Genomic DNA, 13,820 nt, shown 5'->3' on the forward strand with positions numbered 1-13,820 from the left:
TTCCCGAATCCTGATCGTGCGTGCCGGTCACCGCGGCGGCCCGTCCTGTTCCACGCGACTGCGTTGCCGATCGGTCCAGTCCGCCTCCCAGAGCGGCTGCAGCATGTGCCAATCCGCCGGGTGCGCGGCGATGTTGACCGCGAAGGCGTCGGCCAGTGCCTGCGTGGCGGATTCGATGCCGCCGGAGACGTCGATCGGCTCGCCGAGGCTCATGCGGGAGTACGGCGCCTCCTCGAACCAGTGATGGGCCGGCAACAGTGCCGCGCCGGTCTCGATCGCCAGCCGCGCCGACCCGGCCGGCATGCGGGTTCGCTCGCCGAAGAAGGTCACCGGCACCCCGTGCCGGGCGATGTCCCGCTCCCCGAGCAGGCACACGATGCCCCCGGCACGCAGCCGGTCGGCCAGCAGCCCGAAGGGCGGCTGCTCGCCGCCGCTGAGCGGGAAGATCTCGAAGCCGAGCGACTCCCGGTAGGCAACGAACCGCTCGAACAGCGTCTCCGGCTTGAGTCGCTCGGCGACGGTCGCGAATCGGCCGTAGTGCTGGACCAGCCAGACTCCGGCCATGTCCCAGTTGCCGGTGTGCGGCAGGGCCAGGATCACGCCCTTGCCGGGGGCCAGCGCGGCATCCAGACGAGCCCGGTCCGCGTCGGGGAGCACCGCGGTCTGCGCCACCGTCGCGCGATCCTGCGCGGGCAGCCGGAACGCCTCACACCAGTAGCGCGCGTACGACCGCATCGCGTCGGCGAGGAGGTCGTCGGGCACCTCCGCCGGTTCGACACCGAGGACACGGGCGAGATTGCGCCGCAACTGATCCGGACCGCCGGACCGGCGCCCGGCGAAGTTCCCCGCGCGGTCGAACACGGCCCGCGCCGCCCGCTCCGGTGCCCATCGGACCGCGGCCCAGCCCGCCCGGTACCCGAGGTCGGCCGCCAGTGCGCCGAGATCGGTCATCGCTCTCCCACGGGTGGCGTCGGTCCGTCCGGGCCGGCCGTCGGGCCGTCCTCGGATGCGGTGTCCTCGGGTGCAGGCGTGATCGGGATGAGGTCCCGCGCGCCCGGCGACTGGGCGATCGACCACATCCGCTGCCCGACGGTGATGACGCTGGCGACGGCGAGGAGCCACATCGCCACATGCACGGCCCACCACAACCCGAGGCCCGTGAGCCCGGTGCCGACGAGCACGATGATGAGCCGGTCCGGCCGCTCGATGAGACCGCCGTCGCCGTAGAGACCGCTCGCCTCCGCGCGGGCCTTGGCATAGGAGATCACCTGGGAGGTCACCAGACAGATCAGGGTCGCGACGAGCAACAGATCGTGGGGTTCGGTGACGGCGCACCACCACGCCAGGCCGGCGAAGATGGCGCCGTCGGCCACGCGGTCGCATGTCGCGTCGAGGACCGCACCGAAGCGCGTACCACCGCCGCGGGCACGGGCCATCGCGCCGTCGAGCATGTCGAACATCACGAACAGCCAGATGACCAGCGTGCCCCAGAAGAGCTGTCCCATCGGGAAGAGGGTGAGCGCGGCCGCGACGCCGGCCAGCGTGCCGATCACCGTCACCGAGTCCGGCGTGAGCCCGGTCCGCAGGAGCGCCCGACCCATCGGGAGGGTCACCTTCGAGACCGACGCCCGACCCAGAATGCTCAGCATCGCCGAGTTCCTCCCCCATCTCGCCGCGCGCCGCGCGCCGACGCGTCCCGGTCACTCATCGTCTGACTCGCCTCACCTGATCGCACGCCGCGGACGTCAGTCGCCCAGACGCTGCCAGGCATCGGCCAGCAGTCCGCGGGTGTCTCGCAGCAGCTGTGGCATGACCTTCGTCTCACCCACGATCGTGATGAAGTTCGCGTCGCCCATCCACCGCGGCACGATGTGCTGGTGGAGATGCTCGGAGAGCGAACCGCCCGCGGCGTACCCGAGGTTCAGTCCCACGTTGAAGGCGTTCGGATTCGACACCGACTTGATGGTCCGGATCATCCGCTGCGTGAACGACATCAGTTCGGCCGATTCCGTCGCGGTCAGGTCCTCGAGGTCGGCGACCTGCCGGTACGGCACCACCATGGTGTGCCCCGGGTTGTACGGATAGAGGTTCAGCACCGCGTAGACGGCCTCGCCGCGCGCCACGATGAGACCGTCCTCGTCGGACATGGTCGGGATGTCGAGGAACGGGTGTCCGGTCTTCTCCGCCGGTTGCGGGTCGGCGATGTAGGTCATCCGGTGCGGACTCCACAGCCGCTGCAGGCGATCGCCGACGCCGACCCCCTCGTCCCGGATCTCGCCGGGCGCGTCCCCGAAGGCGGCGTCACTCATCGAGCGCCCCCGCCACCACGACCGTCTCCACGTCGCCCAGGGCGATCTCGATCAGCTCCTTGGTGGGCGACTCGTTGCGCCTGCTGCGGACCCACTCGACGATGACGGACACCGCGTCGGCCACCGGCACGCCGTTGACCTGCGTCCCGTCGCGGAAGCGGAAGCTCACCGCGCCTGCCTCGACGTCGCGCTCGCCGGCCAGCAGCATGAACGGCACCTTGCCGGTGGTGTGGTTGCGGATCTTCTTCTGCATCCGGTCGTCGGAGAAGTCGACCTCGGCGCGGACGCCGGCGGCGAACAGATCGTCGACGACGCCCCGGAGGTGCTCGACGAACGCCTCGGCGACCGGGATGCCCACCACCTGGACTGGGGACAGCCAGGCCGGGAACGCTCCCGCGTAGTGCTCGGTGAGTACACCGAAGAACCGCTCGATCGACCCGAACAGGGCGCGGTGGATCATCACCGGGCGGTGCTTGGCGCCGTCGGAACCGGTGTACTCCATCTCGAACCGGTCCGGCAGCATCAGATCGACCTGGATGGTCGACATCTGCCACGTCCGGCCGATGGCGTCGCGGGCCTGCACGGAGATCTTCGGCGCGTAGAACGCGGCGCCCCCGGGGTCGTCGACGAGGTCGAGTCCGAAGCTCGACGCGGCGTCGCGCAGGACCTCGGTCGCCTCTTCCCAGGCCTCGTCGGAGCCGATCGACTTGTCGGGATTGCGGGTCGACAGCTCCAGGTAGAAGTCGTCGAGACCGTAGTCGCGCAGCAGATCGAGCACGAACTGCAGCAGCGACCGCACCTCATCGCCCATCTGCTCCCGGGTGCAGTAGATGTGGGCGTCGTCCTGGGTGAAGCCGCGCGCACGGGTCAAGCCGTGGACGACGCCGGACTTCTCGTAGCGGTACACCGTGCCGAACTCGAACAGGCGAAGCGGCAGCTCACGATACGAACGGCCCCGCGAGTTGAAGATCAGGTTGTGCATCGGGCAGTTCATCGGCTTGAGGTAGTAGTCGATGGCCGGTCGGCGGACGGTGCCGTCGGCGTCGACCTCCTCGTCGAGCTGCATCGGTGGGTACATGCCGTCGGCGTACCAGTCGAGGTGACCCGACCGCTTGAACAGCTCGCCCTTCGTCGCATGCGGGGTGTAGACGAACTCGTAGCCGGCCTGCGAGTGGCGGAGTCGCGAGTAGTCCTCGAGCTCCTTGCGGATGATGCCGCCCTTGGGGTGGAAGACCGGCAGGCCCGAGCCGATCTCGTCGGGGAAGCTGAACAGGTCCAGCTCGGAACCCAGGCGGCGGTGGTCGCGCTTCTCGGCCTCCGCGAGCATCTCGAGATGCGCGTCCTGGGCCTCCGTAGACTCCCACGCGGTGCCGTACACGCGCTGCAGGCCGGCGTTGGCCTGATCGCCGCGCCAGTAGGCCGCCGAGCTGCGGGTCAGCTTGAAAGCCGCGATGTATTTGGTGGTCGGGACGTGCGGCCCGCGGCACAGATCGCACCAGATCCGTTCGCCCGTACGAGGATTGAGGTTGTCGTAGACCGACAGTTCGCCACCACCGACCTCCATGACCTCGGCGTCGTCGGCGGCACCCTTGTCGTCGATGAGCTCGAGCTTGAACGGCTCGCCGGCCAGTTCGGCGCGGGCCTCGTCCTTCGACGCGTAGACCCGGCGCGAGAATCGCTGACCCGACTTGATGATCTGCTTCATCTTCTTCTCGAGGGCTGCGATGTCCTCGGGTGTGAAGGGCTCGGCGACGTCGAAGTCGTAGTAGAAGCCGTCCTTGATCGGCGGGCCGATGCCGAGCTTGGCCTCGGGGAACAGCTCCTGGACCGCCTGCGCGAGAACGTGTGCGGTCGAATGCCGGATCACGCTGCGGCCGGCCTCGGTGTTCGCGGCGACCGGTTCGACATCGGTGTCGGCGTCGGGTGCCCACGACAGGTCGCGCAGATCGCCGCCCTCGTCGCGGACGACGACGACGGCCTCCGGCCCCTTGTTGGGCAACTCGGCCTCGCGCAGTGCGGTGCCCGCGGTCGTCCCAGCCGGCACACGGATCGTGGCGGGGCTGGTCACCTGGACGTCGTCGGGCACGGGGGCGCTCCTAGGGTCGGGGCGGACACGCGAAGACGCGTCCGGGTCGGGACGTTTGCGACTCTGATGGTATCCGCGCCGGGTCGTCGCGGGGTGCACCCCTACCTCGTGGCGCCGGCGGTCAGCCGAAGACGGGGCTCGCCAGCCACTCGTAGTCGAGACCCACCCAGCCGGCGACGGTGTGCAGGGCACCGAGCACCCAGAGGGTCGCGATGACGATCGCGCAGGTACCGAGCCAGAAGATCGCCTGCACCGACCAGTGCTGACGGCCCATCCACTCCATCCAGGCGTCGTACTTGGCGCGCGCGAACTTCAGCAGGCGGTGGGCCCACTCGAACTCCGATGCCAGGATTCCGAGGCCGAGGAACACGATGAGCCATCCGGGGCCCGGGTACGGGATCGCGACGATCCCGCAGAGCAGGACGATCGTGCCGATGGTCCCGACCGCGATGCGGTAGATGCCGTGCCACCGCGGATTGCTGCGTACGACGAAGCGACGGTGACGCGCGAGGATCCGGAGCCGGTGCCGGCGGGACCCGCGATCGACCCGGTCCGACGTCGACGATCCACGCCGCGCGGTGTCCGGCGTGGAGGTCTCGTTCACTCCGGACTCGCTCGCCCCCGGTGTCGGCATCGTCTCCCACCCTGTTCGTCCGGCCCGATGATGTGTGGGGCCGGTGTGCGTCCCGGCCGTACGTGCCGGAAAAGTGACGTCCAGGCTACGCGATCGAGGCAGCGTCCTCCGGCGCCGACAGTGTCGACGTACGACGCCGGTGTCGCGTCCGCGCAGCGTCGACCAGGGTCGCCGACACCGTGACCGCGAGCAGCAGCGGGTAACACCCCGAGTAGAGAACGACCAGCACGTCCCCGACGAGGGAGCCAGGTGGGTCACGCGGCATCATGAACAGCCCCAGAGCGATCGCGTGATCCGACGTCAGATATGGCCCGCTGTCCCACCAGTGCCGCCACCAGGTGAACGTCAGGCCCACCACGCCTGTCGGGGCGAGCCAGTACCACCACGTACGAGCCGTCGTCCCCCGCCGCAGGGCCAGGTCGAGCCCGAGGATGAAGAGGGGTACGCACCAGACCCAGTGGTGTCCCCACGCGAAGGGCGAGACCGCACACATCGTCATCCCGACGATCGTCGCCGCCAGGAGGTCGCGCGACTCGCGATGGGCGAGCACCGCGGCGAGCAGCCCGAGACCGGCGACGATCACCGCGAGCGGTAGCCACAACCAGGTCGGCGCCACGAAGACGGGCCCGCCGGGCGCGCGCTCGGCGAATCGTCCTATGTCGAAGTGGGCCAACAACTGTGACGCGGATCCGCGTATCGACTGGTTGGCGGGCGAATCGGCCCGGCCGACACGGTCGGTCTCGGTCAGGTGGCGGGTCCAGTAGGCCCACGAATCGCCCGGGATGAGCACGAATCCGATGGCCACGGTCGCCGCGAAGGTCGCCACCGCGGTACCGGCCGCACGCCATTGCCGGCTCGCCACCAGGTAGACGACCGCGAACAGCGGTGTCAGTTTGATCCCGGCCGCGATCCCGATCGCGACTCCGCGCCACCGCGAACTCTTCCCGAGCAACACCAGGTCGACCAGGATGAGCGTCATCACCAGGAGGTTGACCTGCCCGAGCCAGATGGTCGTGCGGATGGGTTCGAGGGCGGTGGACGCGATCGCGATCAGCACGGCGAACACGCCGAGGCGGGTATCGAAGCGGCGGTTCAGGCTGCGGAGGCACATCGCGACGACGCCGGAGAGCGCCGCGAATCCGATTGTCCACCACACGATGTTGGCGACAGTCTCGGTGAGCAGGGCGAGCGGGACGAAGGCCACCGCGGCGAACGGCGGATAGGTGAAGTGCAGTCGCCACAGGACAGGGGCGTCGTACAGCGGTCCGGCGTCGAGCACCGTGGCAGCGCCTGCGCGGTAGACACGGACATCGGTGGCGTTCTCGAAGAGTCCGTAGAACGGGTTGGTGATGGGGAATGCCGCGACGTGCCAGGCGATCACCCCGAGCGCGACGACGGCCGCGACGACGATCGCCGCCGTCGGGATCGGTGCGGGCACAGCACGTGGCGACTCCGGCAGATCGACGGCAGTCTTCGCGGCCACGCGGCGAGAGTACGCCCCAATTGTGAGCCCGCTCACGCGAAACGCCGCGTGACGAGGTCGGTTGTTCGACAGACAGCCCGGTCCCGACGGCCCGGGCCGGACTACCGTCGATCTCGGTGGGTGACGAGATCACCTTGGGGACGACACCATGCCACCGAAAGCACTCGGCACACTCGCCGCGGCAACTCTGGCACTGACCATCGCCGCCTGCACGGGCAGCGGCATCGAACCGGCGGCGATGACGCGCGCCGGCGCGTTTGATCCCGTGGTCGAGGGTCCGGCGCCACCGATTCGCATCGCCGTCGACACCCCGTCTGAGCCCGTGCGCCCACACATCGATCCGTGGCCACTCCCCGACGACGCCGCGCTCCGGCCAGACCAACAGCGTGCGATCGAGGCACTGGTCGACCTGTCGGCCGGGAACGCCGGCGAGAAGCTCGCGCAGCGGTCGACCTGCCGCGTCCTGAACGCCATCCAGTCACCGCCGGCCGACGCGCCGGGCTGGCAGGTGCGCATCCTCGCCACGGTGACGATGCGGCACGGTTACGCGCTCCTCGCCGCGCCGCAGCAGCGGTCAGCGGATGCCGCGGTCGTCGTGCTGGCCCGGGTTCTCGCCGACGTCGATGCGGTTGCGGGACAGCCATACCGGCCCGTGTTCGTTCAGGGGTGCAGTCCCTACTGACCGCGACCGGACGTGCTACACCCACCGAACTCCGGTGCGGCAACTACCACTGCCATCGCTGTCCAGCGGAGGCGTTCGTCGACAGACCCCTCAGAAGTTCTCGTAGCGATACGCGTGCCGAGGACAGAGGTCCTGGGTCGCGTAGAGCAGGAACAGTCGCTGCTCGTACGCGGGCTCGTAGCTGCCATCAGGGTTGTAGAAAATCCGTTCCGCAACCTGAGTGTTCCGGTATCGGTCCATGACGCCGCAGGCTCGGTACCCGCCCGCCACCATCTCCGCGTCGGTGGTGTACCTACTGTTCGGCCAAGCCGCAGTGGGCAACGTCCGCGCCTTGTTGACGAAAGACTGTTCGGCGACCGTGATGGCCGATGCCTGCCCGACACCCGCGAGCAGTCCTGCGCTCAACGCCGTTGTGGCGAGGATTCCGGTGATGAGTCGCTTCATTCGCAAAGCTCTTTCTGTGCGGCGTTGACGACGACGGCAGAGTTCTCCTTGCTGAGGAACAATCCATCCGCTGTGTACAACCCATGGGCAATAGATGAGGGTGATCGGCCGGTGGCCAACTGGCCGCAGACCCAGTTGCCGGTGTGAAGTGCGTCGTCAGCTGTGATGAATCGTCTGGTGCAGCCGCTGGTGCCGTCGTCGGGGTAGTCGAAGCACGACGCCGCTCCGGGTGCTGTGGTGTAGATCCCGTGCGACGCCAGAACAGCGAGATAGTCGCTCGGCGTTGCCGAGGCGCCACCTGCGCCAAGCGTGAGGACGACAGCCGATGCGAGCACGGCCGGCCCGCCGAGCCGGCCATACCGTTTGGTCATGTCTGCCTCCGAGCATCCGCCTGCAGCTGTGAGCCACCGATCGCTACAACCGCCGCCGCATCGTATCCATCTGAGGCACCAGGACTTGGGGCCGATGGCATTGTTCATCCGATCGATCGAACGTCGCACTGAACGGTGAATTCGATCCGCCGTCGCGTACGGGTGGCGCAGCTCGCTGCCGCTGCTTCTATCGTCGATGGTCGATGGCCAGGTTGTGCGTCCATCGGAGCGAGAAAGTGGAGGACCGATGACCGCAGGAGACAGCGACAGTCCGACCGACCGCGAGATCCTGGGTGATCTGGCGCGACTGCGTGGCGACATGACCCGATTCCAGATGGAACATCAGTTCGCGGTCGACGAGATCCTGACCAAGGTCACCATCCTGCGCACCGAGTTCCTTCACCTGCATCACTACAACCCCATTGAGCACGTGACCTCGCGGGTCAAGACACCGGAGAGCATCTTGCGCAAGGCCATGCGCAAGGGTATCGCCCCCGACCTGCCCACGATCCGCTCCCAGCTGACCGACATCGCGGGCATCCGCGTCACGTGCAGCTTCATCGCCGACACCTATCGAATCCTGGAGACCCTGACCTCGCACGACGACATCCGCGTCATCGAGATCAAGGATTACATCGCCGCACCCAAGCCCAACGGCTACAAGAGTCTGCACGCGATCGTCGCGATCCCGGTCTTCCTGTCCACCGGACCCGTCGAGGTGGTGGTGGAGATCCAGATCCGAACCGTCGCGATGGACTTCTGGGCGTCGCTGGAGCACAAGATCTTCTACAAGTACGACGGCCGCGTCCCCGATCATCTGTCCGCCGAGCTCGCCTCGGCGGCTCGCACCGCGAACGAACTGGATCAACGGATGGAACGGCTGCACGCCGAGGTTCACGGCGACGGGCCCGATTCCGGGCGCGACCAGATCGACGACGACGTGATCCGGTATCTGAGGCAGCATTCGTCGTGGCCGGAGGTCGAGGAAGGCCGGCCGGAAGCACCCTGACCTCCCCGCCGGCGGATTCGGATGTCGCGGAACCCGGTCAACGACAAGAGCCTCGCCGGAAATCCGGCGAGGCTCTTGTGATCTGGTGGTCCCGGCTGGGATCGAACCAGCGACCTTCCCGGTGTGAACGGGACGCTCTTCCACTGAGCCACGGGACCGTGTCGGGCGCCTGCTGTCGATGCCAGGGGCGCCTGTGCACGAGCCAGAAGATTACACGGCTTGCGCAGAAGTCCCAAATTCCGACGGTGGGCCACGTCACAGCGAGGAGTTTCGGGTCGCCTGGTGAATCACATGCTGGGGATTCGCCTCGTCCCACGCTTCTGACCAGGCGATTTGGATAGTTCGGAAACCATCGCGTAAGTTTCTCTTCGCACCGCGAGCAGCAAGATCCACAAGATCGCTCGTGGGCATGCGGATGTAGCGCAGCTGGTAGCGCATCACCTTGCCAAGGTGAGGGTCGCGGGTTCGAATCCCGTCATCCGCTCGGCGCGAGTCGACTCGCATCTGGTGGTGTGGCCGAGTGGTGAGGCAACGGCCTGCAAAGCCGTGTACACGGGTTCGATTCCCGTCGCCACCTCCACCGCTACACAATTTGATACCCGCGCGATTAGCTCAGTGGGAGAGCGCTTCCCTGACACGGAAGAGGTCACAAGTTCAATCCTTGTATCGCGCACCACGACAAAACCCCCGGGTCGCCCCGGGGGTTTTTCGTTGGCATACGTCTGAGCTAGTCGCCCGCCGACCACTCGTCGACGATCTCCCCCAGCGACGCCGCCGACGGCGCGGAGGGAGCCGGCAACACGGTCCGCGAGAAGCGGGGTGCCGGCGCCGGGGCGATCGCGTCGTCGACGCGCACGAACGAGCCCCGCTGCACCGCGACCGGGTCCACGGCGGCCTCGTCGAAGTCGAGAACCGGTGTGACGCAGGCATCCACGTCCGCGAAGACGCTCCCCCACTCGTCGCGCGTGCGCGTACCGAAGCGGGCCTGCAGTGCCGCGCCGATCACCGGCCACGAGGCCCGGTCCCACCGATCGGGCAGATCGCCCACCCCGAGGGTGTCGACGAGGTTCCGCCAGAACTTCTCCTCGAGCGCACCGACGGCGACGAATCTGCCGTCGGCGCACCGATACGTGGCGTAGAACGGTGCCGACCCGTCGAGCAGGTTGCCCTGATCCCGAGAACCCCAGCGTCCGGCCGTCTTCCACGACCATTGGAGCGCGGCGAGGAGTCCGGCACCGTCGACCATCGCGGCGTCGATCACCTGACCGCGGCCGGTACGCGTGCGGTCGTGCAGGGCGGCCAGCACCCCGACGACGAGCAGCATCGATCCCCCACCGAAATCGCCGACGAGCGACAGCGGCGGCACCGGTGGCGATCCGGCCGGACCCATCGCCTCGAGCACACCGGTGACGGCCAGGTAGTTGATGTCGTGTCCCGCAGTGGCGGCGCGGTCACCGCTCTGGCCCCATCCGGTCATCCGCGCGTAGATGAGTTGCGGAGCGTCGGAGCAGATCTCGGGCCCGAGGCCGAGGCGCTCCATCACACCCGGCCGGAAACCCTCGACGAGAATATCGGCGCGCAGGACCAACTCGCGGATGCGCGCGAGGTCGGTGGGATCCTTCACATCGGCGTCGACGCTGCGCCGTGACCGGTACAGACCTGCGTCGGCATCCGGGATACCGTCGGGCCCGGGCAGATCGGGGCCGGGGCGCCGGATCCGGATGACGTCGGCACCGAGATCCGCGAGCAGCATGCAAGCGTGCGGGGTCGGCCCGAGGCCGGGCATCTCGACCACCCGCACGCCGGCGAGCGGGCCGCTCACGACGCCGGACGGTGGTGAAGAACGCCACCGATCGTGAAGTCGACGTAGTCGCGCACCAACTGGTCGACGTCGTGGGAGTCGTTGAGCCACCAGCTGATCCCGTTCATCAGATCGAGCACCGCGATCGCCGATTGGTGCGGGTCGCGAACCTCGAACAGGCCCAGCCGCGCGCCGGCATCGATGACGTCGCGGATCCGACGCTGGTAGTACTTGCGATAGTCGGTGACCACGCGGCGATGCTCGGGCGTGAGCGCCGACAGCTCCCGCAGGGCGACAAGGTGTTCCACCCGGTGTCGTGCCAACCGCCGGACATGCGCCTCGATCAGGTTGGTCAACCGCTCGACGGGACCGCCCTCGCCGTCGAGCAGCAACAGGTCCTGCTGCGGATCCTCGGTCATCCGCAGGGCGATCGCGTAGAGGATCTCCTCCTTGGACTGGAAGTGGTTGTAGAGGCTCGCGCCCCGCATGCCGACCGCCTGCGCGATGTCACGCATCCCGGCGTTGGAGTATCCGTGTTCGGCGAAGTATCCCGCGGCGGCCTCGACGATCTCGTCGCGGCGCCGGCGTGGCCGTCGATCTGTTCGCTGCCGCTGATCGTCGGCTGCCGAGACGGCGTCGTCCTCAGCCCTGACCGGTTCCATAGGCCTTCCTCAACTCGCGCTTGAGCAGTTTGCCCTGGGCGTCGGTCGGCAGTGCGTCGACGACGTGGACCTCTTTGGGCACCTTGTACTTTGCCAGGTCGGTGCGGCAGTACTCACGGATGTCGTCGCCGTTCACCTCCGCACCCGCGCGCAGGACCACGAAGCCGGTGACGGCCTCCGACCAATAGGGGTCCGGAAGCCCCACGACGGCGGCGCGCTCGACGTCGGGGTGCGCCTGCAGGACACGCTCGACCTCTTGCGATGCGACGTTGAACCCGCCGGTCTTGATCATGTCCTTGCGCCGGTCGCGGAAGAACAGGTTGCCCTCCGCATCGATGCGGACGATGTCACCGGTGTGCACCCAGCCACCCTCGAAGACCTGCGCGGTGCGCTCGGGGTCCTTGAAGTAGCCGAGCATGACCGACGGTGTGCGACACAGCAGCTCGCCCTCATCGGCGTCGTTGCCGTCGGCGTCGACGACCCGGACCTCCAGGTGCCCGACCGGCTTGCCGATCCAGGTCGGGTCCTGGTCCGGTACGTCTTCCAGCCGCCGGAACCAGCCGACCGAGCCGAGCTGGGTGAGCTCGGACTGTCCCCAGTATGTGCCCCAGACGGACTCGGGTGTGGCCGCGGCCCACGCGTCGACCGCGTGCGGCGACACCTGGCCGCCGTAGGTCAGGCAGCGACGCACCGTACCCACGGTGTCGGGGCCGAAATCGGGGTGATTGGCCAGTGCGATGAAGAACGTCGGCGTCTGCGCCAGGACGGAGATCTTCTCGTCCCGGATCATCCGCAACGCCGTCGCCGGGTCGACCGCGGCCGGCAGGACGAGGGTGGCACCCAGCAGCGTCAGCGACGTCAGCGAACCGATCCCGGCGATGGTGTGGAAGGGCATGACGTAGAGCCACACGTCGTCGTTGCGGCAGCGCAGTCCCCATGTGTACGCGGGCGAGGTGGAGATGAGGTAGTTGCGGTGGGCGATCTCGACGCCCTTGGGTGTCGACTCGGTCCCGCTGGTGTAGACGATCATCGCGAGGTCGTGTTCGTCGACCTCACACTGCGGTTCGGAGTCGTCCGCCGCGGCCACCGACTCGTCGAAGGAGTTCCACGAGTTCCCCTCGGGGTCGCCGACGACGAGGACCGAGATGCCGAGACTGTCGGCGATGGGGCCGGCCAGCGCGGACAGCGGTTGTTCGACCACCAGCACCGTCGGCTCCAGGTGGCGAAGCTGTTGTGCGACCTCGCCTTCGCGGAACATCGGGCTCACGCCGGAGTACGCGGCGCCGACCTTCAATGCGCCGTAGTAGGTGGCGACCGTCTCGACGCGGTTGCGGCTCATCACCGCCACCCGGTCCCCTCGCCCGACGCCGAGGTCGAGCAGAACATGCGCGACGCGATTGGCCATCGCGTCGAGCTCGGCGTAGGACGTCGACGTCCGTCCGCCCTGTGCGTCGTACGCCACGATCGCCGGGGTCGATCCCTGGGACCGGGCCAGTCGTCGGAGCTGGTCACCGATGGTGGCCCGGCCGAGCATCGAGGTCTGTGCGGGCGACAGGGCGCGCGTGGTCGGGTTCATGGCGGGGGCACTCACGCGAACATCCGGTTGTCGAAGCGGTCGAGGAAGGTGATCTCCTCGACCGGGGTCCGGGTCAGCTTGCGGGGAAAGTCGTCGCGCGGGTAGCCGACGGCGATGTGCGCTGCGGTGAGGTAGCCGTCGGGGATGCCGAGCAGGTCCTTCACCTCGTTCTCGGCGGCGCAGAGCAGGGTCGTCAGTGCGGTCGCCACGCCCTGTTGCCGGAGCGCGAGCGTGAGGTTCTGGACACTCGGGTAGATCGACGCCCCGCCGACGACGCTGAGCCTGCCCAGTTCGTGGTCGGTGGGATGCAGACCGTCCATCTCGGCACAGACCACGATCAGCGCCGGCACCTCGGCGAGGTGGTGGGCGAAGTAGTTGGCACTCTCCACGGTCTTGGGGATCGCGCCGACCTTCTTCGAACCCTCGACGACCGCGGCGTAGTAACCCTCCCAGAACGGCAGGTAGAGGTCGGCGAGAGCTTTCTTCGTCGTCTCGTCGCGGACGACCACCCAGCGGACGGGCTGACGGTTCCCGCCCTGCGGGCCGAATCGCGCGTCGTCGAACGCCCGGTACAGCACCTCGTCCTCGACGGGCCGCTCGCTGAAGTAGCGGCAGGTGCCCGTGGTGCGCATTGCTTCGCTGAGTTCCATGTCAACCCTCCGTGATCACTAACCGTTGTTAGTATGACTGAGCACACACTTACACACCCGATTCGCGACGTCAATAGCCGCCAGGAGTGCATCGATCCGGTATTGACGTCGAA

14 protein-coding genes and 4 tRNA genes are annotated in these 13,820 nt (G+C 68.0%); 5 read left to right on the forward strand and 13 right to left on the reverse strand.

What is annotated here, in order from left to right:
- Positions 1 to 27 precede the first annotated feature (27 nt).
- From ABIC25_RS01200 to ABIC25_RS01225, 6 genes are all read right to left on the reverse strand, one after another.
- Positions 28 to 951 carry a phosphatidylinositol mannoside acyltransferase gene (locus tag ABIC25_RS01200; RefSeq protein ID WP_354559590.1) on the reverse strand — a complete coding sequence of 308 codons (924 nt, stop codon included), beginning with the start codon at positions 949 to 951 and terminating at the stop codon, positions 28 to 30.
- The gene (pgsA, locus tag ABIC25_RS01205; protein ID WP_354559592.1) at positions 948 to 1,649 is read right to left on the reverse strand and encodes a phosphatidylinositol phosphate synthase; all 702 of its coding nucleotides are present in this window, start codon (positions 1,647 to 1,649) and stop codon (positions 948 to 950) included. Before pgsA ends, ABIC25_RS01200 begins: the two co-directional genes overlap by 4 nt.
- 96 nt (positions 1,650 to 1,745) lie before the next feature.
- Positions 1,746 to 2,309 carry an ATP adenylyltransferase gene (locus ABIC25_RS01210; protein WP_004018806.1) on the reverse strand — a complete coding sequence of 188 codons (564 nt, stop codon included), beginning with the start codon at positions 2,307 to 2,309 and terminating at the stop codon, positions 1,746 to 1,748.
- The gene (thrS, locus tag ABIC25_RS01215) at positions 2,302 to 4,395 is read right to left on the reverse strand and encodes a threonine--tRNA ligase (RefSeq protein WP_354559593.1); all 2,094 of its coding nucleotides are present in this window, start codon (positions 4,393 to 4,395) and stop codon (positions 2,302 to 2,304) included. The genes ABIC25_RS01210 and thrS overlap by 8 nt, the downstream gene beginning before the upstream one ends.
- Positions 4,396 to 4,516: 121 nt before the next feature.
- The gene (locus tag ABIC25_RS01220) at positions 4,517 to 5,029 is read right to left on the reverse strand and encodes a TIGR02611 family protein (protein ID WP_354559595.1); all 513 of its coding nucleotides are present in this window, start codon (positions 5,027 to 5,029) and stop codon (positions 4,517 to 4,519) included.
- Positions 5,030 to 5,114: 85 nt separating this feature from the next.
- Positions 5,115 to 6,512 (reverse strand): glycosyltransferase 87 family protein, encoded by a 1,398-nt coding sequence (locus ABIC25_RS01225; protein WP_354559597.1) that lies wholly within the window; start codon positions 6,510 to 6,512, stop codon positions 5,115 to 5,117.
- Positions 6,513 to 6,660: 148 nt separating this feature from the next.
- Here ABIC25_RS01225 and ABIC25_RS01230 point away from each other — a divergent pair, with 148 nt between their 5' ends.
- Complete coding sequence (locus tag ABIC25_RS01230; protein ID WP_354559598.1) at positions 6,661 to 7,194, forward strand: hypothetical protein; 534 nt, start codon at positions 6,661 to 6,663, stop codon at positions 7,192 to 7,194.
- A gap of 90 nt (positions 7,195 to 7,284) precedes the next feature.
- On the opposite strand, the gene ABIC25_RS01235 is transcribed toward ABIC25_RS01230, so the two are convergent.
- Both ABIC25_RS01235 and ABIC25_RS01240 read right to left on the reverse strand, forming a co-directional pair.
- Complete coding sequence (locus ABIC25_RS01235; RefSeq protein ID WP_354559600.1) at positions 7,285 to 7,638, reverse strand: DUF732 domain-containing protein; 354 nt, start codon at positions 7,636 to 7,638, stop codon at positions 7,285 to 7,287.
- Positions 7,635 to 8,009, reverse strand: a complete 375-nt coding sequence (locus ABIC25_RS01240) for a DUF732 domain-containing protein (protein WP_354559601.1) — start codon at positions 8,007 to 8,009, stop codon at positions 7,635 to 7,637. The genes ABIC25_RS01235 and ABIC25_RS01240 overlap by 4 nt, the downstream gene beginning before the upstream one ends.
- A gap of 247 nt (positions 8,010 to 8,256) precedes the next feature.
- Between ABIC25_RS01240 and ABIC25_RS01245 the strand changes: the two genes are divergently transcribed.
- Entirely contained in the window at positions 8,257 to 9,018 is a 762-nt protein-coding gene (locus tag ABIC25_RS01245; RefSeq protein WP_354559602.1) for a GTP pyrophosphokinase, read from the forward strand.
- A gap of 83 nt (positions 9,019 to 9,101) precedes the next feature.
- On the opposite strand, the gene ABIC25_RS01250 is transcribed toward ABIC25_RS01245, so the two are convergent.
- A tRNA-Val gene (locus ABIC25_RS01250) sits at positions 9,102 to 9,176 on the reverse strand.
- Between the two features lie 253 nt (positions 9,177 to 9,429).
- Here ABIC25_RS01250 and ABIC25_RS01255 point away from each other — a divergent pair.
- The 3 genes from ABIC25_RS01255 (at position 9,430) to ABIC25_RS01265 (ending at position 9,694) form a co-directional block, all read left to right on the forward strand.
- Positions 9,430 to 9,502: transfer RNA gene (locus ABIC25_RS01255), tRNA-Gly, on the forward strand.
- 22 nt (positions 9,503 to 9,524) lie between these two features.
- A tRNA-Cys gene (locus ABIC25_RS01260) sits at positions 9,525 to 9,598 on the forward strand.
- 21 nt (positions 9,599 to 9,619) lie between these two features.
- A tRNA-Val gene (locus ABIC25_RS01265) sits at positions 9,620 to 9,694 on the forward strand.
- Between the two features lie 51 nt (positions 9,695 to 9,745).
- On the opposite strand, the gene ABIC25_RS01270 is transcribed toward ABIC25_RS01265, so the two are convergent.
- The 4 genes from ABIC25_RS01270 to ABIC25_RS01285 are packed head-to-tail and all read right to left on the reverse strand — an operon-like array spanning position 9,746 to position 13,707.
- Positions 9,746 to 10,840 carry a CaiB/BaiF CoA transferase family protein gene (locus ABIC25_RS01270; RefSeq protein ID WP_354559603.1) on the reverse strand — a complete coding sequence of 365 codons (1,095 nt, stop codon included), beginning with the start codon at positions 10,838 to 10,840 and terminating at the stop codon, positions 9,746 to 9,748.
- Positions 10,837 to 11,481 (reverse strand): TetR/AcrR family transcriptional regulator, encoded by a 645-nt coding sequence (locus tag ABIC25_RS01275; RefSeq protein WP_004018814.1) that lies wholly within the window; start codon positions 11,479 to 11,481, stop codon positions 10,837 to 10,839. Before ABIC25_RS01275 ends, ABIC25_RS01270 begins: the two co-directional genes overlap by 4 nt.
- The gene (locus ABIC25_RS01280; RefSeq protein ID WP_354559604.1) at positions 11,462 to 13,072 is read right to left on the reverse strand and encodes a class I adenylate-forming enzyme family protein; all 1,611 of its coding nucleotides are present in this window, start codon (positions 13,070 to 13,072) and stop codon (positions 11,462 to 11,464) included. The genes ABIC25_RS01275 and ABIC25_RS01280 overlap by 20 nt, the downstream gene beginning before the upstream one ends.
- Positions 13,069 to 13,707 carry a nitroreductase family protein gene (locus ABIC25_RS01285; RefSeq protein ID WP_064571775.1) on the reverse strand — a complete coding sequence of 213 codons (639 nt, stop codon included), beginning with the start codon at positions 13,705 to 13,707 and terminating at the stop codon, positions 13,069 to 13,071. Before ABIC25_RS01285 ends, ABIC25_RS01280 begins: the two co-directional genes overlap by 4 nt.
- Positions 13,708 to 13,820: the final 113 nt, after the last annotated feature.

The sequence above is a fragment of the Gordonia sp. PvP123 genome (assembly GCF_040547295.1).
Taxonomy (GTDB): domain Bacteria; phylum Actinomycetota; class Actinomycetes; order Mycobacteriales; family Mycobacteriaceae; genus Gordonia; species Gordonia terrae.

What these genes read in the sequence shown, in the direction of transcription:
- ABIC25_RS01200 (WP_354559590.1), bottom strand. Translation starts at nt 951, where the DNA reads ATGACCGATCTCGGCGCACTGGCGGCCGACCTCGGGTACCGGGCGGGC.
- ABIC25_RS01275 (WP_004018814.1), bottom strand. Translation starts at nt 11,481, where the DNA reads ATGGAACCGGTCAGGGCTGAGGACGACGCCGTCTCGGCAGCCGACGAT.
- ABIC25_RS01235 (WP_354559600.1), bottom strand. Translation starts at nt 7,638, where the DNA reads ATGAAGCGACTCATCACCGGAATCCTCGCCACAACGGCGTTGAGCGCA.
- ABIC25_RS01240 (WP_354559601.1), bottom strand. Translation starts at nt 8,009, where the DNA reads ATGACCAAACGGTATGGCCGGCTCGGCGGGCCGGCCGTGCTCGCATCG.
- ABIC25_RS01285 (WP_064571775.1), bottom strand. Translation starts at nt 13,707, where the DNA reads ATGGAACTCAGCGAAGCAATGCGCACCACGGGCACCTGCCGCTACTTC.
- ABIC25_RS01245 (WP_354559602.1), top strand. Translation starts at nt 8,257, where the DNA reads ATGACCGCAGGAGACAGCGACAGTCCGACCGACCGCGAGATCCTGGGT.
- ABIC25_RS01230 (WP_354559598.1), top strand. Translation starts at nt 6,661, where the DNA reads ATGCCACCGAAAGCACTCGGCACACTCGCCGCGGCAACTCTGGCACTG.
- ABIC25_RS01210 (WP_004018806.1), bottom strand. Translation starts at nt 2,309, where the DNA reads ATGAGTGACGCCGCCTTCGGGGACGCGCCCGGCGAGATCCGGGACGAG.
- pgsA (WP_354559592.1), bottom strand. Translation starts at nt 1,649, where the DNA reads ATGCTGAGCATTCTGGGTCGGGCGTCGGTCTCGAAGGTGACCCTCCCG.
- ABIC25_RS01220 (WP_354559595.1), bottom strand. Translation starts at nt 5,029, where the DNA reads ATGCCGACACCGGGGGCGAGCGAGTCCGGAGTGAACGAGACCTCCACG.